Annotated in this window: 19 protein-coding genes; 7 read left to right on the forward strand and 12 right to left on the reverse strand. The window is 67.6% G+C overall.

The window, feature by feature from the left end; genetic code table 11:
* The first annotated feature begins 76 nt into the window (after positions 1-76).
* Both N792_RS08000 and N792_RS08005 read left to right on the forward strand, forming a co-directional pair.
* Positions 77-1,177 carry a Glu/Leu/Phe/Val dehydrogenase dimerization domain-containing protein gene (locus N792_RS08000; RefSeq protein ID WP_036194043.1) on the forward strand — a complete coding sequence of 367 codons (1,101 nt, stop codon included), beginning with the start codon at positions 77-79 and terminating at the stop codon, positions 1,175-1,177.
* A gap of 88 nt (positions 1,178-1,265) precedes the next feature.
* Entirely contained in the window at positions 1,266-2,423 is a 1,158-nt protein-coding gene (locus tag N792_RS08005; RefSeq protein WP_036193916.1) for an isovaleryl-CoA dehydrogenase, read from the forward strand.
* Between the two features lie 780 nt (positions 2,424-3,203).
* Here the strand turns inward: N792_RS08005 and N792_RS08010 are convergent.
* A complete protein-coding gene (locus N792_RS08010) occupies positions 3,204-6,011 on the reverse strand; it encodes a S8 family serine peptidase (RefSeq protein WP_425478862.1) in 2,808 nt (935 codons plus the stop codon).
* A 272-nt stretch (positions 6,012-6,283) separates the two neighbouring features.
* Between N792_RS08010 and N792_RS08015 the strand changes: the two genes are divergently transcribed.
* The 4 genes from N792_RS08015 to N792_RS08030 all read left to right on the forward strand — a co-directional run bounded on the left by N792_RS08015 (position 6,284) and on the right by N792_RS08030 (position 10,411).
* Complete coding sequence (locus tag N792_RS08015; protein WP_036193917.1) at positions 6,284-7,459, forward strand: thiolase family protein; 1,176 nt, start codon at positions 6,284-6,286, stop codon at positions 7,457-7,459.
* A gap of 174 nt (positions 7,460-7,633) precedes the next feature.
* Positions 7,634-7,984 (forward strand): hypothetical protein, encoded by a 351-nt coding sequence (locus N792_RS08020; RefSeq protein ID WP_036193918.1) that lies wholly within the window; start codon positions 7,634-7,636, stop codon positions 7,982-7,984.
* Positions 7,985-8,172: 188 nt separating this feature from the next.
* Positions 8,173-8,625: a hypothetical protein gene (locus tag N792_RS08025; RefSeq protein WP_052103730.1), complete on the forward strand. Its 453-nt coding sequence runs from the start codon at positions 8,173-8,175 to the stop codon at positions 8,623-8,625.
* Positions 8,626-8,800: 175 nt separating this feature from the next.
* Positions 8,801-10,411, forward strand: a complete 1,611-nt coding sequence (locus tag N792_RS08030) for a carboxyl transferase domain-containing protein (protein ID WP_036193919.1) — start codon at positions 8,801-8,803, stop codon at positions 10,409-10,411.
* 193 nt (positions 10,412-10,604) lie between these two features.
* Here the strand turns inward: N792_RS08030 and N792_RS08035 are convergent, their stop codons facing one another.
* The 6 genes from N792_RS08035 to N792_RS08060 form a co-directional block, all read right to left on the reverse strand.
* Entirely contained in the window at positions 10,605-11,681 is a 1,077-nt protein-coding gene (locus N792_RS08035; RefSeq protein WP_084105558.1) for a TraB/GumN family protein, read from the reverse strand.
* On the reverse strand, positions 11,671-12,630 hold the full coding sequence (locus N792_RS08040) for a DUF1684 domain-containing protein (protein ID WP_224743924.1): 960 nt from the start codon (positions 12,628-12,630) through the stop codon (positions 11,671-11,673). Before N792_RS08040 ends, N792_RS08035 begins: the two co-directional genes overlap by 11 nt.
* Before the next feature lie 40 nt (positions 12,631-12,670).
* Positions 12,671-14,512: a DNA mismatch repair endonuclease MutL gene (gene mutL / locus N792_RS08045; RefSeq protein WP_036193920.1), complete on the reverse strand. Its 1,842-nt coding sequence runs from the start codon at positions 14,510-14,512 to the stop codon at positions 12,671-12,673.
* Positions 14,513-14,593: 81 nt separating this feature from the next.
* On the reverse strand, positions 14,594-16,183 hold the full coding sequence (locus N792_RS08050) for an N-acetylmuramoyl-L-alanine amidase (RefSeq protein WP_036193921.1): 1,590 nt from the start codon (positions 16,181-16,183) through the stop codon (positions 14,594-14,596).
* 88 nt (positions 16,184-16,271) lie between these two features.
* A complete protein-coding gene (tsaE, locus tag N792_RS08055) occupies positions 16,272-16,751 on the reverse strand; it encodes a tRNA (adenosine(37)-N6)-threonylcarbamoyltransferase complex ATPase subunit type 1 TsaE (RefSeq protein WP_036193922.1) in 480 nt (159 codons plus the stop codon).
* Positions 16,748-18,268, reverse strand: a complete 1,521-nt coding sequence (locus N792_RS08060; RefSeq protein ID WP_036193923.1) for a bifunctional ADP-dependent NAD(P)H-hydrate dehydratase/NAD(P)H-hydrate epimerase — start codon at positions 18,266-18,268, stop codon at positions 16,748-16,750. Before N792_RS08060 ends, tsaE begins: the two co-directional genes overlap by 4 nt.
* 58 nt (positions 18,269-18,326) lie before the next feature.
* On the opposite strand from N792_RS08060, the gene queG reads away from it, so the two are divergent.
* A complete protein-coding gene (gene queG / locus N792_RS08065) occupies positions 18,327-19,433 on the forward strand; it encodes a tRNA epoxyqueuosine(34) reductase QueG (RefSeq protein ID WP_036194048.1) in 1,107 nt (368 codons plus the stop codon).
* Between the two features lie 276 nt (positions 19,434-19,709).
* Here queG and panD read toward each other — a convergent pair whose 3' ends face one another.
* The 5 genes from panD to pcnB all read right to left on the reverse strand — a co-directional run bounded on the left by panD (position 19,710) and on the right by pcnB (position 23,824).
* Positions 19,710-20,090, reverse strand: coding sequence for an aspartate 1-decarboxylase (gene panD / locus N792_RS08070; RefSeq protein ID WP_036193924.1), 381 nt, complete (start codon positions 20,088-20,090; stop codon positions 19,710-19,712).
* Positions 20,091-20,189: 99 nt separating this feature from the next.
* Entirely contained in the window at positions 20,190-21,038 is an 849-nt protein-coding gene (panC, locus tag N792_RS08075; protein ID WP_036193925.1) for a pantoate--beta-alanine ligase, read from the reverse strand.
* A 72-nt stretch (positions 21,039-21,110) separates the two neighbouring features.
* Complete coding sequence (gene panB, locus N792_RS08080; protein ID WP_036193926.1) at positions 21,111-21,938, reverse strand: 3-methyl-2-oxobutanoate hydroxymethyltransferase; 828 nt, start codon at positions 21,936-21,938, stop codon at positions 21,111-21,113.
* Between the two features lie 12 nt (positions 21,939-21,950).
* Positions 21,951-22,469: a 2-amino-4-hydroxy-6-hydroxymethyldihydropteridine diphosphokinase gene (gene folK / locus N792_RS08085; protein ID WP_425478860.1), complete on the reverse strand. Its 519-nt coding sequence runs from the start codon at positions 22,467-22,469 to the stop codon at positions 21,951-21,953.
* An 8-nt stretch (positions 22,470-22,477) separates the two neighbouring features.
* Positions 22,478-23,824 (reverse strand): polynucleotide adenylyltransferase PcnB, encoded by a 1,347-nt coding sequence (pcnB, locus tag N792_RS08090; protein WP_036193927.1) that lies wholly within the window; start codon positions 23,822-23,824, stop codon positions 22,478-22,480.
* Positions 23,825-23,908: the final 84 nt, after the last annotated feature.

Genomic DNA, 23,908 nt, shown 5'->3' on the forward strand with positions numbered 1-23,908 from the left:
TCCAAACGGATTCAACGACTTACCAGAATGTCGGCGCTTGCGCATACGCGCATTCGATGCCGACGCGGAGCCCCCGATGATTTTTGAAACACTCGACACCTTCGGCCACGAGCAGATCGTGTACTGCCACAACAAGGACGCGGGCCTGAAGGCCATCATCGCGATCCACAACACCACCCTCGGCCCCGCGCTGGGCGGTACCCGGATGTGGCCGTACAAGTCCGAGCAGGAAGCGCTCAACGACGTGCTGCGCCTGTCGCGCGGCATGACGTACAAAAACGCAGTCGCCGGCCTCAACCTGGGCGGCGGCAAGGCCGTGATCATCGGCAACCCGGCCACCGACAAGTCGGAAGTGCTGTTCCGCGCGTTCGGCCAGTTCGTCGAGTCGCTGGGCGGCCGCTACATCACCGCCGAGGATGTCGGCATCGACGTCAACGACATGGAGTTCGTGTTCCGCGAGACCGAGTACGTCACCGGCGTGCACCAGGTCCACGGCGGCTCGGGCGATCCGTCGCCGTTCACCGCCTACGGCACCCTGCAGGGCCTGCTGGCGTCGCTGAACAAGCGCTTCGGCGACGAGGAAGTCGGCAAATACAGCTACGCCGTACAGGGCCTGGGCCACGTCGGCATGGAATACGTGAAGCTGCTCAAGGAGCGTGGCGCGAAGATCTTCGTGACCGACATCAACCAGGGTCTGGTTGACAAGGCCGTGTCCGAGTACGGCGCCGAAGCCGTGGGCCTGGACGAGATCTACGACGTCGCGGCCGACGTGTACGCGCCGTGCGCACTGGGCGGCACGTTGAACGAGGAAACCCTGCCGCGGCTCAAGGCCAAGATCATCTGTGGTTCGGCCAACAACCAGCTGGCCAACGACGCCATCGGCGACGAAGTCCAGAAGCGCGGCATCCTGTATGCGCCGGATTACGCGGTGAATGCCGGCGGCGTGATGAACGTGTCGCTGGAAATCGACGGCTACAACCGCGAGCGCGCGATGCGCATGATGCGGACCATCTACCACAACCTCGCGCGGATCTTCGAGATCTCCGAGCGCGACGGCATCCCGACCTACAAGGCGGCCGACCGTCTGGGCGAGGAGCGCATCGCGGCGATCGGCAAGCTGAAGCTGCCACTGGGCCGGGGCACCCCGCGCTTCAAGGGCCGCATCCGCGGCAACTGAGCGTTGATGTAGCTGCAACACACGACGGGGCCGAGTGCCCCGTTGTGCTTTCAAGACAACACCATGCAAGACAACACATGGAGCTCCAATGCGACCTTTTCCGCTGGGTGACGAGATCGATGCGCTGCGCGACGCCGTGCGCCGTTTTGCCGACGCCGAGATCGCGCCGCGTGCGGCGAAGATCGACGAGGACAACGTCTTTCCACAGGACCTGTGGCCGAAACTCGGCGAAATGGGGCTGTTAGGACTGACGGTCGACCCCGAATACGGCGGCAGCGGGATGGGCTACCTCGCCCACCTGGTCGCGATGGAGGAGATCTCGCGCGCGTCCGGCTCGGTCGGACTGAGCTACGGCGCGCACTCCAACCTGTGCGTCAACAACCTCTACGCCAACGGCAACGAAGCCCAGCGCACGAAGTACCTGCCGAAGCTGTGCAGCGGCGAGTGGAAGGGTGCGCTGGCGATGAGCGAGCCCGGCGCGGGCTCGGACGTGGTCGGCTCGATGAGCTGCCGTGCGGAGTTGAAGGGCGACGTCTGGGTCGCCAACGGCAACAAGATGTGGATCACCAACGGCCCCGAGGCCGACGTGCTGGTGGTCTACATGCGCACCGCGGGCAAGGAGGCCGGCAGCAAGTCCATGACCGCCTTCATCGTGGAGAAGGGCATGCCGGGTTTCAGCACCGCGCAGAAGCTCGACAAGCTCGGCATGCGCGGCTCCAACACCTGCGAGCTGGTGTTCCGCGACTGCGAGATCCCGGCCGAAAACGTGCTGGGCGAGGTCAACCAGGGCGTCAAGGTACTGATGAGCGGGCTCAACACCGAACGTCTGGTGCTTACCGGCGGCCCGCTGGGCCTGATGCAATGCGCACTCGACATCGCCCTGCCCTACGTGCGCGAGCGCAGGCAGTTCGACGTCGCGATCGGCACGTTCGGGATCATGCAGGCGAAGATCGCCGACATGTACACCGCGCTGCAGTCCAGCCGCGCGTTCGCCTACCAGGTCGCACGCGACTACGACGCCGGCCACCGCAGCCGCGTCGACGCCGCCTCCTGCCTGCTGCACGCCAGCGAGGCGGCGGTGCAGGTCGGACTGGAAGTCATCCAGACCCTCGGCGGCAACGGCTACATCAACGAATACCCGGCCGGCCGCATCCTGCGCGACGCGAAGTTGTACGCGATCGGCGCCGGCACCAACGAGATCAGAAGGATGCTGATCGGGCGGGAGCTGTTCGACGGGCGCAGCTGAGCAAAGTCGCTGCGGAAGTTTCTTGTCTTCTGCGACCTCCCACGGCCACGGATGGCGGCTTCAACCACGTCGGCAGAGTGCAACGCCACCCGCGCATTGCTGATCGCGACCAACTGACCTTCGTTTTGCAGGAGTGACGGAGGCATGCCTGCGTCGGTAAATTGCTATGGCACGGCGACACCGGGTGTCAGTGCGTTCGCGACTTACGTCGCTCCTACAGAACCTGGTCGCTGTGACCGGCTGGCCGCAGGGGCCACTTCAGCCGCGACCGGTTTCATCCCCGTGCGTGAATGGCATGCGCTTTTTGTAGGAGCGACGTGAGTCGCGAATGCTCCGTCGGTGAGTCGCGACAGCACGGCGAAACCGGGTGTCAGTGCGTTCGCGACTTACGTCGCTCCTACAGAACCCGGACGCTGTGACCGGCTGGCCGCAGGGGCAACTTCAGCCGCGACCGGTTTCATCCCCGTGCGTGAATGGCGTGCGCTTTTTGTAGGAGCGACGTAAGTCGCGAATGCTCCGTCGGTGAGTCGCGACAGCATGCGACACCGGGTGTCAGTGCGTTCGCGATTCACGTCGCTCCTACAGAACCTGGTCGCTGTGAGCGGCTGGCCGCAGGGGCCACTTCAGCCGCGACCGGTTTCATCCCGGTGCGTGAATGGCGTGCGCTTTTTGTAGGAGCGACGTAAGTCGCGAACGCGGAGACATCGGGCCGTCCACTTTTCCGGCCACCTCTCCGCGTCGCGCAGAGGCACCCCGCCCCTGCGCGACGCGGAATGCCACTCAGAACCCGACCGACCAGTTCGCGGACGCGCCGGTCCAGGTCTGGCCAAGCTCACGGCGGGCGTCGAGGTCGAAGCCGAGCTGTCCGACCGGCAAGCGGGTACGCAGGCCGACGCCGAACACGGTCGCTTCCTCGCCCAGGCCCGCGCCGCTGATCGGCGACCACGCTTCCACGCCGGTGAAGCGGGCGTCGATCGCGCTGCCGGACTGCGACAACAGACGCTGCCACTCCAGCCGTCCCTGCACGCTCACCAGCGACTTGCCGAAGCGCCACTGCTGCTCGATCCGGGTTCCCACCAGGGCACGGGTGGCCTGCAGGCGGGAGCCGTCGGTGCGGAGGCCGAAGCCGACTGCACCCTGTTCGGCAAAAGCACCGCGATCCAATTGCAGCGTTTCCGTGCCGAGATACGGTGTCAGCGTGCCGCCGGCAACGGCGAAACGATGGCCGGCCTGCACGCCGAGGCTGGTGTAGCGGTTGGCGTAATCCGCCCCGACGCCGTAACGGTCCGCGCCAAGCAGGATCTCGCGCTGCATCTGGCGGTCCATCCGGCCGGCCGCGAGGCGGCCGAGCAGGTAGTTGCCGTCCGCATTCCAGGCCGCGTAGAGCTGGCCTTCGTACTGGCGGTTGTGCTCCCGGTCACGACGCAGATCGCTGTGGGCGTAGCCATCGGTCTGGCCGAACGCGCCGCCCACCATCAGGTGCTCACCCAGCTTCCGGTCGTGGCCGAGCATCCATCCATTGGCATCCAGCCGGGTGTGTGACCACATCGAGCGTTCGCCACCCAGGCGGTTGGCCCACGCGCCCGCGCGGATGCCGTTGCCGGACGAGCCCAGCGCGTCCAGTCGTGACTCCAGCGCATGGCGGCTGTCCTCCATCGCCATCATCGCGAACGAGGTATCGGCAGCGTGCGACTCGCCGGACAGGCTGGCCAGCGAACGCTCGGCCGCGGCCGCTGTCGAGGTGGACTGGATCGCCGCAGCACCGCCGATGAAGCCCCCCAGACCGCCGGGACCGGCCGAACCGATCGTTCCGGTCTGGCCGCCATCGATGATCTGGAATGCGTTCTCGACCCGCACCGCACTGCCCACCGCCGCAGCGGTCAGACCGAGCGACTGCGCCGTGGCGCTGACGTCCAGCCGGGCGATGTCGAACCAGACGTTGTTGGCGTCGTAACCGAGGTTGGCATCGAGAAACACGCCACTGGCCGTCGACCACCCGGAAAACGTGCCGAACACGCCAGCGTCCGCGGTCAGGAACGTTTCACGGGCCGAGCGGATGTAGCCGTCGGTGATACCGGTCACCTTCACTGTGCCCGCGATATCGGCGCGCCCTGCCACCTGCAGCCGCGAACCGATGTCGAACGCCAGCACGCCGGTCGCGGTCTGGCTGAAAGCGCCGTCGATGGCATGCACGGCACCGTCCGAGCCGCCGCCATAGAACATGCTGATGCCTTCGTTGCGCAGCGAGCCACGCACCGAAATGTCGTCCAGCAACAGCAGCCCGCTCGCCCTCACCTCCACCGCACCCGGCAAGTCGTGCAGCGATGACAAGGTGCCTGCCTGGACCACGGTCTTGCCCCGGTAGGTGTTGTCGCCGGTCAGGTCGAGATGGCCATCGCCGGCCTTGGTGATGCCGCCCGCTCCGCTGATCGGGTTGGACCAGGTCGACAGTCCGCCGTTGAAGGCCGCGGTGACCTGGCCCCAGTCGAGCCGCCCCGGCCCCTGCACGGCCTTGCCCACGTCCAGCAGGCCGTGGCCGAAGACCGCATCCACGCCGGGCGCGCCGAGATCCACCGCCGTGCCCAGCAGGGTCTGCCGGACCAGGTCGTTGTTGAAATATGGAAACGCCTCCCACACCAGCGCCGCCGCGCCGGCGACCTGCGGGGCCGCGAACGAGGTGCCCTTGCCCACCCAGTAGCTGGGCTTGTCCGGCGGGTCGTTGACGTCGGTGAACACCACGTAGCCCGGTGCCACCAGGCAGTAGTTCATCGCCAGGCCGCAGGCGTTCGAATAGTCGGCCAGCTTGGTCGGCTGCAACGTGTCCAGTGCCGCGACGGCGAGCCAGCCGCGCTCGAGGATGTCCGCGCCGGCACCCTGGCTGGGCAGCGATGCGGTATCGCTCGGATCATCAAACGACTCGTTGCCGGTCGCGAACACCACCAGCCCGCCCCAATCCACCACGAACGGCTTCATCGCATTGATGAAGGTCCTGGTGACGTTGTCGCCATTCCAGTACAGGCCGCCCCAGGAGTTGTTGGAGATCCTCGCGCCGGCACTGATCAGGTCGGCGTGGATCGTGCCCAGCCACGAGCCGTCGGTGACCTCGTTGCCCTTGCCCGAACCGTCGTCCTTCGGCGGCGTGTCGCCGATGATGCGTGCCGAAACAAAATTGGCGCCGGGCGCAATGCCACCGGGCCATTGGCCGAATGCGGTACCGCCCGCCAGCTGCGCGACCGTGGTGCCGTGACCGACCACGTCGTCGACATTCACGTTGTTCTTCTTCGGGTCCAGATAGATGAAGCTCTGCTTGACCCGCCCGGCCAAGGTCGGATGGTCACGACGGATACCGCTGTCGAGCAGGCCGATGGTGACGCCCTTGCCGGTGAAGCCGGCAGCGTGCGCGACCTTGGTGTTGGTCAGCACCAGATGGGCATCGAAGTCCGGCTGCGGACCGGGATCGGGAACTTCCGCCGGTGGCGGAGACGGGGGCGGATCAACCCGGACATTCGACGACCCACCGCCCCCGCATGCCGACAACGCCAGCAATCCCGCCCCTGCCAGACCTGTCCGCCATGCGCGGGCCTGCATCCTTTCCTGCAACTTCATCGAGTTCCCCTTGGCAATTCCTGAGTGGCGCTCGCACCGGCACTTCACGCCAGTGCATTCCCGCAACCGTTTTAGTCGATCCTCGGGCCCGCCACAATCGCCAGCGGCGCCGACAGTGAAAATCAGCCAGCCAAGATCGCTGTCGTGCAACGGGAGCAACTCTCCCACCAGCTTCGGTTTGTCGCAACGCAACATCCGGCCGCATAATCGACCCATTCGGGTCCCCCTGTCCCGGCCCGTCACTGGAGTCCGCCATGAGCGACGTCGTCATCGTCGGTGCCAAGCGCACCGCCATCGGTTCCTTCCTCGGCCAGTTCACCGGCGTGCCGACGCCGACCCTCGGCTCGGCCGTGATCAGCGGTGCGCTGGAGCATGCCGGCCTGCCTGTCGACCAGGTCGACGAAGTCATCATGGGCTGCGTGCTCCCGGCCGGTCTCGGCCAGGCTCCGGCCCGCCAGGCCGCGCTGGGCGCGGGACTGCCCGCCTCGGCCGGCTGCACCACCATCAACAAGGTCTGCGGCTCGGGCATGAAGGCGATCATGTTCGGCCACGACCTGATCAAGGCCGGCTCGGCGAAGGTCGTCGTCGCCGGCGGCATGGAGTCGATGACCAACGCCCCGCATCTGCTCAACGGTTCGCGCACCGGCATACGCTACGGCAGCGCCGAGCTCATCGACCACATGGCCTACGACGGCCTGACCAACCCGTACGACGGCAAGGCGATGGGCGTGTTCGGCGACATGGCCTGCAACGAGTACGGCTTCGATCGCGCCGCGCTGGATGCGTTCTCCACCGAAAGCGTCAACCGCGCGAAGGCCGCCCAGGCCGACGGCAGCTTCAAGGACGAGATCGTCCCGGTCACCGTCAAGACCCGCAAGGGCGAGGTCGTCGTCGACAGCGACGAGGAGCCCGGCAAGATCGACACCGCGAAGATCCCGGGCCTGCGCGCTGCGTTCGGCAAGGAAGGCGTACTGACTGCTGCGTCGTCGTCGAAGATCTCCGACGGTGCCGCCGCGACCGTGCTGATGTCCGCCGAGGACGCCGCCGTACGCGGTCTCACGCCGCTGGCGCGTATCGTTGCCCACGCCACCCATTCGCAGGCACCGGAATGGTTCACCACCGCGCCGGTCACCGCGATTTCCAACGTGCTGGCCAAGGCCGGCTGGAAAGTCGCGGATGTCGACCTGTTCGAGATCAACGAAGCGTTTTCCTGCGTGGCGATGGCGCCGATGAAGGATCTCGGCATTGCGCATGACAAGGTCAACGTGCACGGCGGCGCTGTCGCCCTGGGCCATCCGATCGGTGCCAGCGGCGCGCGTCTGGTGGTGACATTGATCAACGCGCTGCGTGCGCGGGGCGGCAAGCGCGGTGTCGCTTCGCTGTGCATCGGCGGTGGCGAGGCGACGGCCATTGCCATCGAACTGCCCTGACACCGGCCACTGGAATGAACGCTTGCCACATCAATTCCCAACGGCAGCCAAACAGCTAACGCCATATCGATAAAAAAAGGAAGGCCAGCCGCTTGACACGCGCAAACGGCTTGTCATCATGTTACCGGCGCGCAATTGCGCGTTGCCGATATTTCAAACGACGAGGGATACACCATGACTTTCAACAAGGCGCTGCTTGCCCTGGCTATGGGCTTTGCCCTGGCTGCCTGCTCCAACACCCAGCAGGCTGACGACGCTGCTGCCGCCGCCTCGACCGCTGCTACCGAAGCGTCCGACGCTGCTGCCACCGCCGCCGCCACTGGCGACGAGATGGCTGCTGACGCCGCCCAGGCTGCTGCCGACACCGCTGCTGCGGCTGCCGACGCTGCCGCCACTTCGGCCGACGCCGCTGCTGCCGCCACCGACACCTCCAGCGCCGATGCCGCTGCTGACGCTGCCGAGAATGCAGCCGACGCCGCAACCGAGGCGAAGGACGCTGCAGAAGACGTGGTCGACGGCCAGTAATACGGCTTTTCAGCTACACGCTTCATGAAGGCCGCCGGGGTTTCCCCGGCGGCTTTTTTCATGCGCATCTTTCATGCGGTTCACGTGCTTTCTTCACATTGCTTTACGGGGGCGGCGTCGATAGTTCGGCCGCCGGCAGAACCGGCGCCTCAACGCAGTTCCACTGCCGACTTCCAGGAGCCTCAACCATGAACCACAAAATCACCCTTGTGCTTGCTGCCAGCGTTTTCGCCCTCGCCGCCTGCAACTCGCCTACGGCGGACCAGAAGGCCGAGCAAGCTGCCGAGCAGGCCCGCGCGGCCGGTGACGAAGCAGCCGCCGCCGCGAGCTCGGCCGCCGATGCCGCTGCCGCGAGCGTCGACTCCGCAGCCCAGGACGTTGCCGATGCTGCGAACGAAGCTGCCAACGCGGCGACCGAGGCCAGCCAGAACGCGGCGGATGCAACCCGGGATGCCGCCTCTTCCACGGCCGCTGCCGTCGACGAATCCACCGATTCGGTGAGGCAGGCGTACGAGGAAGGCAAAGCCAGCGCGGCCGACAAGATCGGCAACACAGCCGACAAGCTCGCCGAGAAGATGAAGCAGGAAAAGGCCGAAGCTGAAGCGGCGGCGGCGGCAAAACGGGCGGAAGAGGGTAATTGATCTTCCCCGCCACAAGTGACAAGTGATGTCCGACGAGGCCCGCGCAATGCGGGCTTCGTCTTTTCTGTTTCCGGTGCACCACGAACCCTCAGGTACCGGTCGAATCGGCATCCTCGGAACGGAATCGGCGCGTACGGTTATCCTGTGCAACCTCCCGTCACCTCCCGATTGCCGCATGCCCGCATTGAGTTCAGCCCTCGACCCCCGCTCACAGGATTTCAGGGACAACGTCGCCTATCACCGCGCGCTGGTGGATGAACTGGATGCGCGGCTGGTCCGCGTGGCGCAGGGAGGCGGCGACAAGGCGCGCGACCGTCACACCGCGCGCGGCAAGCTGCTGGTGCGCGACCGCATCACCGCCCTGCTCGACGCCGGCTCGCCGTTCCTGGAAATCGCGCCGCTGGCCGCCGAAGGCATGTACGGCGACGATGCACCCGCCGCCGGCATGGTCTGCGGCATCGGGCGTGTGCAGGGCCAGGAAGTGGTGGTGGTCGCCAATGACGCCACCGTCAAGGGCGGCACCTACTTCCCGATGACGGTCAAAAAGCACCTGCGGGCGCAGGAGATCGCGCGCGAGAACCACCTGCCCTGCATCTACCTGGTCGACTCCGGCGGCGCGTTCCTGCCGTTGCAGGACGAGGTGTTTCCCGACAAGGAACACTTCGGCCGGATCTTCTACAACCAGGCCCGGATGAGCGCGGAAAACATCCCGCAGATCGCCGTGGTGATGGGCAGTTGCACGGCGGGCGGGGCCTATGTCCCGGCGATGAGCGACGAGAGCATCATCGTCAAGGAACAGGGCACGATCTTCCTCGGCGGGCCACCGCTGGTGAAGGCCGCCACCGGCGAGATCGTCGACGCTGAAACGCTCGGCGGCGCGGACGTGCATACCTCGATCTCCGGGGTCGCCGACCATTTCGCCGAAGACGACCGGCACGCGTTGCAGATCGCACGCGACATCGTCGGCACGCTCAACCGCAAGAAGGCCCTGCCGGTCGCCGTGCAGCCCGCGAGCGAGCCGTTGTTCGCCGCCGAAGAGCTGTACGGCATCGTGCCGAAGGACACCCGCCGTCCGTTCGACATCCGCGAGGTGATCGCCCGCATCGTCGACGGCAGCCGCTTCCAGGAGTTCAAGGCGCGCTACGGCAAGACCCTGGTCACCGGCTTCGCGCATATCCACGGCTATCCGGTCGGCATCGTCGCCAACAACGGCATCCTGTTTGCCGAGAGTGCGCTCAAGGGCGCGCATTTCATCGAGCTGTGCAACCAGCGCGGCATCCCGCTGGTGTTCCTGCAGAACATCACCGGCTTCATGGTCGGCAAGAAATACGAACAGGCCGGCATTGCCAAGGACGGGGCCAAGATGGTCACCGCGGTGGCCTGTTCGCACGTACCCAAGTTCACCGTGGTGATCGGCGGCAGCTTCGGCGCCGGCAACTACGCGATGTGCGGCCGGTCCTACGGCGCGCGCTTCCTGTGGATGTGGCCGAACGCGCGCATCTCGGTGATGGGCGGCGAGCAGGCGGCCAGCGTATTGGCCACCGTGCGGCGCGACGGCATCGAGGCACGGGGCGGCGTATGGACCGCGGACGAGGAAGAGGCTTTCAAGGCGCCGATCCGCGACCAGTACGAGAGCCAGGGCAACCCGTACTACGCCACCGCGCGGTTGTGGGACGACGGGATCATCGATCCGGCCGACACCCGCCGCGTGCTGGGGCTGGGCCTGTCGGCCTCGCTCAATGCGCCGATCGAGGCAGGCACGAAGTTCGGCGTGTTCCGGATGTAGTTGCCTGGCGGGCGGTTCCGCAGGGTGCGCAATCGATGCCTTCCCGCGCGGCCGCCAGACGCAGGCGGCAAGCGGAAAGAAAGCCGCGACGTGGAGCTCCGCGCGTTCGCGGTACACCGCCCCTACGACCGAAGGAAGTCCAGTCGGACGCCCGAAGAAGTAGTCCAGTCGGACGGCCCGGCAAAACCTGGCTTTACGGGGATTCCGGCGCAGGCGATGCCGCGGCGTCCGGCTCGATCCCGCTGTCAGCCGCCGGCTCGCAGGCGGAGCAGATTCGCTCGATCCGGTAGCCATGCATGCGCAATTTCTCGACGAGACCATCCTCCCCGAGCAGATGCAGGGCGCCGACCACCACAAGGAAATCGAGGTGCCGATGGTCGTCGAGCATCTGCTGCAGCTGCGGCAACCAGGCCTCGTTGCGATCCACATTGATGATCTGGTAGGTCTGCGGCGTCCTGTCGAGCATCTCCAGCCGGGTCAACGCATCGAGCTTCGCCACGTCGCCATCGCGCCAGGCCTGATGCAGGCTGGACAATTCGGCGGGGATTTCCTGCGGGCGGTCGATGAAATCCTCCAGTCCCGTGACCTGCTCCGCCATCGGCGAGGCGACCAGTGCGTGCAACTGGTCATCGATGGATTCCAGCCCGGACGTCGGCTTGCCGGCGTCCAGCGCCTGCTGCATGAGGTAGCGGTCCAGTCCCTGCTCGGCGCGGAAACCCAGCGACTGCGACAGGCCCAGCATCAGCGACAGGTTCACGTACCACGGGCTGTAGTGGTCGATCTGGCCGATCGAACTGCCTTGCCTGGCGAGCAGTCGATGCAGCTTTTCGCGCAGGCGCGGGTCCAGCACGTCCGACAGCGTCCGGCCGTCCTCGAACCGGGCGGCCTCGAGGAACTTGCGGCCGGTGTCCGGATCGGCGAGGTCCTCCGGTGCCACCTCGAACACGATCCGCCCGGCGTCCGCGAACGCCGCATCGATATCGGGCGACAGCGGGTAGTCGTCGTCCTTGAGCAAGTGGAACGACCCGAGCAGGTAGACCGCGTTGTCGGCATCGGAGACTTTCCACAACAACGGCAACGGAGGCTCATGGGCGGGAACGTCGCTGGCCGCGTCGTGCAGCGGCACCACGTCCGGCACCGCGCGGTCGCGGATGAGCGCAGCGGACGCCACGCTGGACACCGCCAGCAGGCAGGCCAACAGTATTTTCAATGCGGGCACGGGAGTTCCGGGCAATCCGCGCAGCGAGCCAAGCAAGCGTTCAATCGGCATGGGCGTAGGCTTTCTCGCCCGCGGTCACGGCCAGATCCAGCCGGTTTTCCGGCGGCGGCAACGGACAGGTGGCGAAGGCGGTGAAGGCGCAGGGCGGGCTGTAGGCGCGGTTGAAATCGAGCACGAGCCTGCCGGTCGCATCCGGCCTGGGCGCGTACAGGAAGCGCCCGGCGCCATAGCTGCCGTGTCCATTGGTGCGGTCGGCGAACACCAGGAACAGCTCGTCCCCGCCCTCGTCGATCGCTTCCAATCGGTACGTCGCACCATCGCGCTCGAATTCGACCACGCCCGGATTGGCCACCTCGTCGAACGCACCGACGATGTTGGCGATCTCCATCGTCTGCCCGACCGGGTGCGCGACGAACTTCGCATCCACCACCCAGGAGCGGTCCGCGGGCCAGTAATCCAGCCCCGAAAAACGGGTACGGCTGGGCGCCTCGGCGTGGCGGACACGCAGCGCGTAGCGGCCGTTGCGCTTGATCACGGTGGCCTGCCCCTTGCCGTCATCGAAACCCAGCAGGCTCGGTCCGGCCGGATCGTCGTCGACGCGCAGCGAGGTGGGTCCCGCCAGGGCTTCGCCGTCGACCGTCAGCGCCACGCCGGACTCGGGCACGAAGCGGATCCGGCCGTCGCGAAGATCGATCATGCCCAGGTGCTGCGGCCCCATCGTCAGCTTGATCCCGTTGCCGGCATTGCTGCCGACGTAATGCGGGCCGGGTTCGATCCAGTGCAGGCCGGTCAGGCTGGCCCAGCCGTCAGGCGCCAGCAGGCCGGTGAGACGCTGTTCCCGCCAGCGCTGTTGCTCGGCATCGAAGGCGAGTTGTTCGGCGGACACGGCGGGCTCCTGGTCGGTATGGGTGGGTTGCTGGCGGTTGCAGCCGCCCAGCACGATAGCGCCGCCGATGATCGCGACGGCGGCGGCATGCGTATAGGGGAATGGTCGGGACAAGAGCGGTCGGGACAAGAGCGGTCGGGATAACGCGGTCATGTCAGCGTCCTCGCAGGAACCAGCGGTCGATTTCAGGCAGGCTGAAGTGCGCCCACGTAGGCCGTCCGTGGTTGCATTGGCCGGAGCGCTCGGTGACTTCCATCTCACGCAGCAGGGCGTTCATTTCCGGCAGGCTCAGGCGGCGGTTCGCGCGTACGGCACCGTGGCAGGCCATGGTCGACAGCAACTCGTCGCGGGCTGCCGCGACCCGGATCCCTCCCAGCGGCGATGCGCCGCCGTGCTCGCGCAGGTCGGCCAGCACATCGCGCAACAGCGCCTCGACATCGCCGTGGGCGAGCAGCGCGGGAACCGAGCGCAGGGTCAGCGACTGCGGGCCGGAACGGGTGACCTCGAAGCCGAGCGTCGCCAGCGTTTCCGCCTCGCGCTCGGCCACTTCCGCCTCGCGCTCCGACACCGCGAGCATCGCCGGTACCAGCAACGGCTGGCTGCGCAGGCCTTCGCCGTCATGGGCGCGCTTGAGCTTCTCGTAGCCGATGCGCTCGTGGGCGGCGTGCATGTCGACCACGATCAGCCCCTCGCTGCTCTCGGCCAGGATGTAGATGCCGTGCAGCTGGGCGACCGCATAGCCCAGCGGCGGCAGCGTGGCTTCGTTGCTGGCGGGCATGGGCGGATGCTCAATCCCGGTGCCGGCCTCGCGGCTCGGCAGGCCGGCAGGTTCGCGCTCGCCATAGAGCGCAGCGAACCCCGCCCGGGTTTCAGCCACCTGCAGGCCCAGCGGCGTCTGCGGCGGGTTCCAGCGGTAGTGCGCTCCGGTTGCCGCACCCTGCCCCATCGTCTCGGCAGTGTCAGTGGGTGCCACCGGGACCTGGCCGGCACGCGTCTGCGCCAGTACCGATTGCAGAGTGCGGTAGACGAAATCGTGGATCAGCCGCGAATCGCGGAAGCGCACCTCGTGCTTGGCCGGATGCACGTTGACGTCGACCCGGCGCGGGTCCAGCTCCAGAAACAGCACGTAGGCCGGCTGGCGGCCATGGAAGAGCACGTCCGCATACGCCTGCTTGACGGCGTGGGCGACGCTGCGGTCACGGATCGCGCGGCCGTTGCAGTACAGGTATTGCTGATCGGTGCTGGCCCGGTTGTAGGAGGGCTGTGCGATCCAGCCGTGCAGGCGCAGACCTGCGCCTTCATGGTCGAGTTGCAGGACGTTGTTGGCGAATTCCTCGCCCAGCGTCTCGTGCAGGCGCGAATCCGACAGGCCGGCCTTGTCCAGCATGTCGGCATCGCCCTTCCAGCGCCGTGACGGTTTGCCGTTGTGCGATACCCGCAGCTCGACATCCGGGCGGGCGAGCGCGAGCTGGCGCAGCCACTCCTCGATGTGGGACAGCTCGGTGCGCTCGGCGCGCATGAATTTGCGGCGCGCCGGCACGTTGAAGAACAGGTCGCGGACCTCGACGGTAGTGCCCGTCGGGTGAGCCTTCGGCGTGACCTCGCCGACCCGGCCGCCCTCGACTTCCAGCACGGCGCCGTGAGCAGCATCGGCGTGCCTGGAAGTCAGTGAAAAGCGACTGACCGAGGCAATGGACGGCAGCGCCTCGCCGCGGAACCCGAGCGTGAGCACCCCTTCCAGATCGTCCAGCGACGCGATCTTGCTGGTCGCATGGCGCGACACCGCCAACGGCAATTCCGCGGCGGCAATGCCCGAGCCATCGTCCCGGATGCGGATCAACCGCGCACCGCCTTCCTCCAGGTCGATATCGACCCGGCGCGCACCGGAATCCAATGCATTTTCGACCAGTTCCTTGACCACCGATGCGGGTCGCTCGACGACCTCGCCGGCGGCGATCTGGTTGATCAGGGTGTCGGGAAGCGGTCTGATTGACACGAAGAGGCGGAACCCGGGCTGGCGTAGTGACCGGCCATCATAACGAACTGCGCGAGCTTGCCGGTCACGCCAGTCGGGATGTCAGGGGCTGCCGCCCGCGGCGCCGGAAGGGCCGGTTGCCGCCGCGGCACGGGCGGCGTACATCGTGCCCGGCGGTGGCTGGCGGGTGAAGAAGGTATTGACGCCATCCAGCACCGCGTCGGCCAGCTTGCGCTGGAACGCCGGGTCCTTCAGCCGCGCCTCTTCGGCCGGATTGGAGATGAAGGCTGTCTCCACCAGCATCGCCGGCATGTCGGAAGTCCGCAGCACCGCGAAGTTGGCGCGCTCGATCTGCGGCTTGTGGACGTTGCCCACCCGCTTGAGTCCGCCGAGGATCTGCCCGGCCGCGTCTTCGGAGGCCTTCATGTGACCGCTCTGGGTCAGGTCCAGCAGGACCGACGCCAGCGTGTTGTTGGTCTGCGCCAGCCGCACCCCGCCGACCAGATCAGAGGAGTTTTCCTTGTCCGCCAGCCAGCGCGCGCGTTGCGAGGACGCGCCGCGCAACGACAGCACATACACCGAAGACCCGGTCGCTCCGCGGTTTTCAGCGGCATCGGCATGCAGCGAAATGAACATGTCCGCCTTCGCCGCCCGCGCCAGCGCCGCACGCCGGTTCAACGGGATGAAGACATCGGTGTCGCGCGTCATGTAGGCCTTCAGGCCCGGCGTGGCGTTGATCTGGCGCGCCAGCTCCTTGCCGATCGCCAGCACGACGTCCTTCTCGCGGGTGCCGTTCTGGCCGACCGCACCCGGGTCCTGGCCGCCGTGGCCGGGATCGATCGCGATCACCAGCGGCCGCATTCCCCGACCCTGCATCACCTGCTGCAAGGTCTTGACCGGCTCGGTCGCCGAAGGCTGCGGGCGCGCGGGAGCGGTTGATTGACCGGCCGCAACCGTCGCAGGAACGCCGGTGGCGACGCGGGTCGGGATTCCCGTCGCGATGGTGGTGGGTACGGCATTCGGCGGCGCGGCTTGTTGTGGCGAGGCCTGCGCAGCTGCCGGCGTCGTACCTGATGAAGCATTGCCAGCCATCGTCTGCGCGGCGATCTGCGAGATCAGCCGGCTGGTCGCTTCCGCCGATGCGGCCGCGGAATCAATCGTCGCGGGCGCGGGCGCACTCACCGACGCCATCATCGCGGCCGCGGCGGCGGTTGAACCAGCCGATGAAGATGAAGGAGGACCATCCGTCGTGACGGGCGACGTGCGGACCGGCGCGGTCGCAGCAACGCCATCGCCCGGCCATTCGACGACCAGGGTCGGGCCTGAAGCCCCCTGTTCGATACGCGGCTTGAGTGCCGTGACGGATTGGGCGAGGTCGAATACGATGCGCGCGGTGCCGGGAACCGGCTTGCCGGTACGTACGGACCGGACCACGCCGACACCGGCCGGAGTCTGCACCCCCGCCGCCAGCGAGGACGCCGGCAGGTCGATCACCAGCCGGTCCGGCCCGGCCAGACTGATGACGGTGAACTCGCCGGCCTTGTCCAGGGCGATCTCGGCTCGCGTCCCGGTGGCCCCGCTGGTGAGTTGCAACGCCTTGATTTCACTGGCGTGTGCGCCATTCCAGACCAGCGCCATCGGTAGCGCCAGGCCAAGCAGGAAATTCCGGAAGGTGGCGCTTTGGACTCGCATGGCGCGTAGTCAAGCATCGCTCCCGACAGATTGCAAGCACTTTTTCCCTTAAGAATCCGACACCTGGCGCATCTTCTTGCCGAAAGGTTCAGGAGTCGTGCGCAAGCGGAGCGGCCTCGGCCAGATGCTCAAGCCAGCGCTGGCCGGTCCCGGTTTGTGGTTTCAATGCGGCAATACGACCGTCTCCTTCCAGCGCCATCTCGATGCACAGGTCCGGCGCAGGCAGGCTGCCGAGGCCACGCTCGGGCCATTCCACCAGCCACAGCGTCACGTCGTCGGTGTCCAGGCCGAGGTATTCCAGCTCGCCGGGGTCGCCGATCCGGTACAGGTCGAGATGCCAGGCTTCGCCGCCGGTCGCCAGCGGATAACGCTCGACCAGCGTGTAGGTCGGGCTGCGGATCGCGCCCTGCACGCCCAGCTCGCGCAGCAGGGCGCGCGCCAGGGTGGACTTGCCGGCGCCCAGGTCGCCCTGTAGATGCACCACCGCGCGGGGCGGACGGGTCTGGGCGAGCGAGCGCCCCAAGCGGTCGGTGCTGTCGCTGTCCGCCAGCCAGTACGACGTCGTCATCGCACGGCAGCCGGGTTGGCGTGACGACGCAGCCGGGGCATCAGGTCGCTGGGCAACAGACCGCGCTCGCCGCCGTCACTTGCAGCGGCATCGCCGGCCACCGCATGCAGCAAGGCGCCACAGCTGGCGGCATCGAACGCGTCCAGCCCCTGCCCCCGCAGCGCCGCGATGACGCCGGTCAACACGTCGCCCATGCCGCCTACCGCCATGCCGGGATTGCCGGCATCGACCAACCGTGGCGTGCGCCCCGGTGCGGCGATGACCGTCCCGGCACCCTTCAGCACCACCACGGCGTCATGGCGCACGGCCAGTACCTGCGCGGCCGCAAACCGGTCGCGCTGGATGTCGGCGCTCTCCACTTCCAGCAGGCGCGCGGCCTCGCCGGGGTGCGGGGTCAGGACGCTGCCGGGCGGTGGCGCCAACGCGTGCTTCGCCATCAGATTCAGGGCGTCCGCATCCAGCACCGCTGGCTTGCCGGACCCCATTGCCTGCTCCAGCAGGGCGAGCGCCCAGGCCGACTGCCCCAGGCCGGGCCCGATCGCGATCACATCGGCCATCGACACCAGCTCAGCCTCCAGCGCATCGGCATCGTCGGCATGTCCGTGCGCCATGGCTTCCGGCAGCCGGGCCAGCAGCGCGCCGACGTGGTCTGTGCGGGTGACGACATCGACCAGACCCGCGCCGGTACGCAACGCCGCCTCGGCCGCGAGCATGATCGCGCCGCCGTGGCCGTGCTCGCCGCCGACGCACAGCACGCGGCCATTGCGGCCCTTGTGGCTGTCGCGCAGTCGCGGTTGCAGCCAGCGCGTCAGGTCCGCCGCCCGCAGCCACTCGGCACTGGGCATGATGCCGGTCCACAGCACGTCATCGCCGTCCTGGCCAGGCTGGTCGATGCCGAGCTCCAGATCGGAGACCTGCAGCTCGCCGGTGCAGTCGCGCGCGGGACCCGTTCGCAAACCGGCCTTGGCAGCGATGAACTCCAGCGTGGCATCGGCCAAGACCGCAGCACCGGGAACGCCGCCGGTCACCGCGTCGATCCCGCTGGGCACGTCGAGGGCTAGAACCGGCGCCGGGTGGCCATTGATGGCCTCGACCAGCACTGCGGCCGCCGCATCCGGGGCCCGCGTCAGGCCGATCCCGAACAGCGCGTCCACCAGCACGTCCGCATGCGGCAGCCCGGAGATGAAATCGACCACCTCCCCGCCACTGGCGAGGTAATCCGCGCAAGCGCGGCGGGCCTGTTCCGTCCGTGGCGCATGGTCGGGCAGCCTGACAACCCGGACGCGGCGACCGGACCCGTGCGCAAGCTTCGCCAGCACGTAGCCGTCGCCCCCGTTGTTGCCGGGGCCACACACCACCAGTACCGACTGGGCTGCGGGCCAGTGCTGCAAAACGGTCTGCCACCCATCGCGGCCGGCGCGCCGCATCAATTCGAACCCGTCGCCCAGCCGTGCCGTGGCGCGGTTTTCGATCTCGCGCACGGTGCTGACGGAATGGAGGGCGGCGGCAGGGAGCATCCGGCGATTCTATACTTGGCGGGCCGTGACCCACTCCTCCCTTCCCCATCAAGACCCGCTGCCGGCGACGCCGACCGACGCGGGCTGCGAGCCCGCCGACCCTGCCGCGCTCGCCCGGCGCATCCGCGAGCTTGCGCGGGAGTTCGGCTTCCAGCGCTGCGGCATCAGCGGCATCGACCTGGGCGAGGACGAGGCGCACCTGCGCGACTGGCTGGCGCAGGGCCTGTACGGATCGATGGAATGGATGGCGCGCCATGGCGACGCCCGCTCGCGGCCGGCCGAGCTGATCCCCGGCACCCTGCGGGTCATCTCCGTCGGCCTGGATTACGGCCGGCGCGACGACCAGGAAGCCTGGCAGACCCTGGCCGACGGCGAGCGCGCCTACGTCGCCCGCTACGCGCTGGGCCGGGATTACCACAAGCTCATGCGCCAGCGCCTGCAGCGGCTGGCCACGCGGATCGCCGAAGTGGTCGGCCCGTTCGGGCATCGCGTGTTCGTCGATTCGGCGCCGGTGCTGGAACGTGCGCTGGCCCGCAACGCCGGGCTGGGCTGGATCGGCAAGCACACCTGCCTGATCGACAAGGACGGCGGCTCGTGGTTCTTCCTCGGCGAGATCTACCTCGACCTGCCTTTGCCGGTCGACGCGCCCGCGAGCACCCACTGCGGCACCTGCACGCGCTGCATCGACGTCTGCCCGACACAGGCGATCACCGCGCCGTACCGGCTGGATGCGCGGCGCTGCATTTCCTACCTGACCATCGAGCACGACGGGCCGATCCCGCTGGAACTGCGCGAGCCGATCGGCAACCGCATCTTCGGCTGCGACGACTGCCAGCTGGTGTGCCCGTGGAACAAGTTCGCCAAGCGCACCGACGAGCCGGATTTCCGCGCCCGCAACAACCTCGACGAGGCCAGCCTGGCGGAGCTGTTTGCCTGGACGGAGGCCGAATTCCTGCAGCGCAGCGAAGGCTCGGCGATCCGCCGCAGCGGGCACCAGCGCTGGTTGCGCAACATCGCCGTGGCACTGGGCAACGCACCGACCACGCCCGAGGTGGTCGCCGCACTGGAATCACGCCGTGACAGCGACGACCCGCTGGTGCGCGAGCATGTCGAATGGGCGCTGGAGCGCCACGGCGTACCGAATGGGCCGGCAGCGCGAGGTTGAGGCGAAGTTGAGGCGATCATGTCGCGATCGCCGGGATCGAAGCCCCGCGGTCGCGGCTGAAGCCGCTCCTACAACAATCCGATCGCCGCGGCCCAAGCTCCTGTAGGAGCGGCTTCAGCCGCGACCTGTACATCACGACCACGGTGAGAGAGATCGCCACCCCGCCGGATCGACCACCGGAATCGGTACGTCGTTATCGCGTCATTCCCTGCGCGTTCGCGGCTCACGCCGCTCCTGCGCCTTCGGACACCCGAAGGAAGTCCGGTCGGACAAAAATCAGGCCGCCTGCGCGGGGATCGAGCGGTTGGTGTGGGTCAGCTGGTTGGCCTGGTCGACGTACACCAGGGTCGGCTTGTAGGCCGCCGCTTCAGCCTCGTCGAGCCCGACATAGGCGCAGATGATCACCAGGTCGCCCGGTTGCGCGCAGTGCGCGGCCGCGCCATTGACCGAGATCACGCCGCTGCCTTCCTCGCCCCGGATCGCGTAGGTGACGAAGCGATGCCCGCTGTTGACGTTGTAGATATGGATCTGTTCGTACTCGCGGATGCCGGAGATATCCAGCAGCCGCCCGTCGATCGCGCACGAACCCTCGTAATGCAGTTCGGCGTGGGTGACGGTGGCCCGGTGGATCTTGGCCTTGAGCAGGTTCAGTTGCATTTCGATGACTCCGACCACGGCATGCGGGCGTTCAAGAGGCGCCAGTTTATCAGCGCATGGCGCGCTGCAACATGACCCCGGCACAACGTTGTTTCGCATTCACAGGTCGAATGCCAGGTTGTCGATCAACCGGGTCGTGCCCAGCCGCGCGGCGACCAGGGCGACACGCGGGCCACGCTCGCCCGGTGCCGGTTCGCCCAGATCGGGGCGCCGGATGGCCACGTAGTCGACGTCGAATCCTGCGCTGGCCAGCTGCTCGACGCCACCCGCCTCCACGGCCTGACGCGCCTGTCCGGACTGGCTGGCCGCGCGCATCGCCTGCAGGCAGCGCCATATCGTGGCCGCCACCGGACGCTCCTGCGCCGACAGGTACTGGTTGCGCGAACTCATCGCCAAGCCGTCGGCCTCGCGCAGGATCGGCGCGGCGACCAGCTCGACCGGGAACGCGAGGTCGTCGACCAGGTAGCGGATCACCGCCAGTTGCTGGTAGTCCTTGAGTCCGAACACGGCCACATCCGGCTGCACCTGGTTGAACAATCGCGACACCACCGTGGACACGCCATCGAAATGGCCGGGGCGGTGGGCGCCTTCCAGCACTCCGGTCACGCCCGGCACGCAGACCTTCACCGCGGCATCCACACCGTGCGGATACATCGCCGGCACGCTGGGCAGCCACATCACGTCGGCGCCGGCGGCATCCAGACCGGCACGGTCGGCATCGACGGTGCGTGGATACCGGTCGTAGTCCTCGCTGGGGCCGAACTGGGTCGGGTTGACGAACACGCTGACGACTACGCGGTCCGCGTTTTCCCGCGCCAGCTGGACCAGCGAATGGTGGCCGGCGTGCAGGTTGCCCATCGTGGGCACGAGGCCGACACGCAAGCCGGCGCGCTTCCATTCGCGGATGCGGGCGCGCAAGGCGGAGAGTTCCGTGACGGTTTCGATCATGGATCAGCAGATGGTCTGGATGGATGGGTGGAAACGGGACGGTACCGGAGCCATCAGCCCCGGGGCCCCGAATCAGGCGTAGGAGTGTTCCGCGCCCGGGAACTGCCCCTCGCGCACGGCCGTGGCATAGGCCTGCATCGCGCCGACCACCGAGCCGCCTTCAGCGAGGAAGTCCTTGACGAACTTCGGCCGGCGCTGGCCACCGGCCAGACCGAGCATGTCGTGCAGCACCAGCACCTGCCCGTCGCACTGCGGGCCGGCGCCGATGCCGATGGTGGGGATGGCCAGCTCGGCGCTGATTCTCGCTGCCACCGCGGTCGGCACGCATTCCAGCACCAGCAGTTCCGCGCCGGCATCGGCCACCGCATGCGCGTCTTCGAGCAGTTTCGCTGCCGCCGCCTCATCACGCCCCTGCACGCGATACCCGCCCAGGCGAAGCACCGATTGCGGGGTCAGGCCGAGGTGCGCGCACACCGGAATTTCGCGCTCGACCAGATGGCGGATCACCTCGAGCTTGTGTCCGGCACCTTCGATCTTGACCATCGCCGCGCCGGCCTGCAGGAAGCGCGTCGCCGCATCCAGTGCACGCGAAGCCGACGCATCGGACTGGAACGGCATGTCGGCGACCAGCAGGGTCGTGGCCAGTCCGCGCGCGACGCAGGCGGTGTGATAGGCGATGTCGTCCACCGTCACCGGCAAGGTGCTGTCGTGCCCCTGCACGACCATTCCCAGCGAGTCGCCGATCAGCACCATGTCGATGCCGGCGGTGTCGACCGCGCGTGCAAAACCGGCGTCGTAGCAGGTCAGCATCACCAGCTTGCGGCCGTCCTTCTTGGCGATGCGCAACATCGGCACGGTCCAGGGCTTGCGCTCGGACGGGGTCGCGGGGGAGGTATACATGGGAGTTGCTCGCTAACGTGCCGCGTGGGTCGGCGGCGGGGGCGTATACGGTAGCGCCTGGATGTCGTCGGTGGCCATCCTGGCCAACGAATCGCAAGCCGCGCCGATGCCGGGAATCCGCACCTGCGGCGCGATTTCGACCAGTGGCAGCAGCGCGAACGCACGGTCATGCAGGTGCGGATGCGGCACCCGCAGGCCCGGCTCCTCGATCACCTGGTCGGCATACAGCAGCAGGTCGAGATCCAGCGTGCGTGGCCCCCAGCGGTCGCTGCCATCGTCCCGCCGCAGCCGGCCCGCATCACGCTCGATCCGCAGCAGCGCCGCCAGCAGCGCCTGCGGGGTGAGCGTGGTGTCCAGCATCGCCACCGCGTTGAGAAAGTCCGGCTGCGAGGTCAATCCCCAGGCCGGCGTCCGGTACAGCCGCGAGGCCTTCAGCAAGCGGGTATCCGGCAACTCATCCAGCGACACGAATGCCGCCTGCAGGATCGCCGCGCTGTCACCCAGGTTGCTGCCGAGGCCGACAAAGACCATGGCGGAGCTCATTCGTCGGTGGCTGACGATACCCGGCGGCTTCGGCGACGCGGGCGGCGCTGTGCGTCCACGTCGCCCGGACCAGGCGGCACCGCGTCGGCATCCGCGTCGTATGACGCACGGTGGGCGTCGCCCAGCTGCCGCTGCTGATCGAGCCAGAACTCGACATCGGCGGCATGCTCGTCCGACGCGGCCAGACGCAGGCTGAGGAAGTCGAATGCAGCACGGAACCGCGGATGGGACAGCATCCGCGACACCCGCTTGCCCTGGCGCAACGAGAACCGCGATTGCAGCAGCCAGATTTCCTGCATCGGGATCGAGAACCGTCGCGGCAGTGCAATGGTGGACAGCTGTTGCACCGTGACCCGGTCGGCCGCGCGACGCTGGGCATCCACCGTCTGCACGCCCTGCGCCTGCAAGGCCATCAGCGAACGGCAGTAGGCCGGCCACAGCAGCAGTGCAAACAGGAACGCGGGCGACACCGGATCGCCATTGGCCACGCGCTGGTCGGTGCCGCGCAATCCGTCGAGCACCACCTTGCGCAACGCCCCGCTGCGGTTCGCCTTCAGCGCGGCCGCGCTGGCGGGCAGCAACGCGGGCAACAGGCCGTAGCGCTCCAGCCCGAGGAAACTCTCGACCGCATGCCCGGACAGGAACAGCTTCAGGCACTCCTCGAACAGGCGCGCCGGTGCCGACTCCGACAGCAGCGACGCCAGTTGCGGGATCGGCGCGGCGGTCGCCGTCTCGATCTGGAACCCCAGCTTGGCGGCCAGACGCACCGCACGCAGCATGCGCACCGGGTCCTCGCGGTAGCGGGTTTCCGGATCGCCGATCAGGCGCATCAGGCGGTTCTGCACATCCTCGAAACCGCCGACGTAATCGCGCACCGAGAAATCCTCGATCGCGTAATACAGCGCATTGGCGGTGAAGTCGCGGCGCACCGCGTCGTCCTCGATCGTGCCGTAGACGTTGTCGCGCACCAGCCGGCCGCCTTCATGCTGCTCGCGGTCGCCACTGCCATCGTCGGTATTGGCGCGAAAGGTCGCGACCTCGATGATCTCGCGGCCGAACACGACATGCGCCAGACGGAACCTGCGACCGATCAGGCGGCAGTTGCGGAACAACTGCTTGACCTCCTCGGGCGTCGCGTCGGTGGCGATGTCGAAGTCCTTCGGCTGCCGCCCCGCCAGCAGGTCGCGCACCGCGCCGCCTACCAGATAAGCGGCGAAGCCTCCGTCGCGCAGGCGATACAGCACCCGCAGCGCACTGGGACTGATGTCCTTGCGAGACACGTTGTGTTGATCGCGAGGGATGACCCGCAGTACGGGATGGGAAAGTGGATTTTGGTCTGGCATCGAGCGGGCATCGCCGCGGTTGGGAATTTTTTGATGATAAACCGTTGCCGACTGCAACAGCGCGCCATATACTAGCAGGCCGCA

Source organism: Lysobacter concretionis Ko07 = DSM 16239 (genome assembly GCF_000768345.1).
GTDB lineage: Bacteria > Pseudomonadota > Gammaproteobacteria > Xanthomonadales > Xanthomonadaceae > Novilysobacter > Novilysobacter concretionis.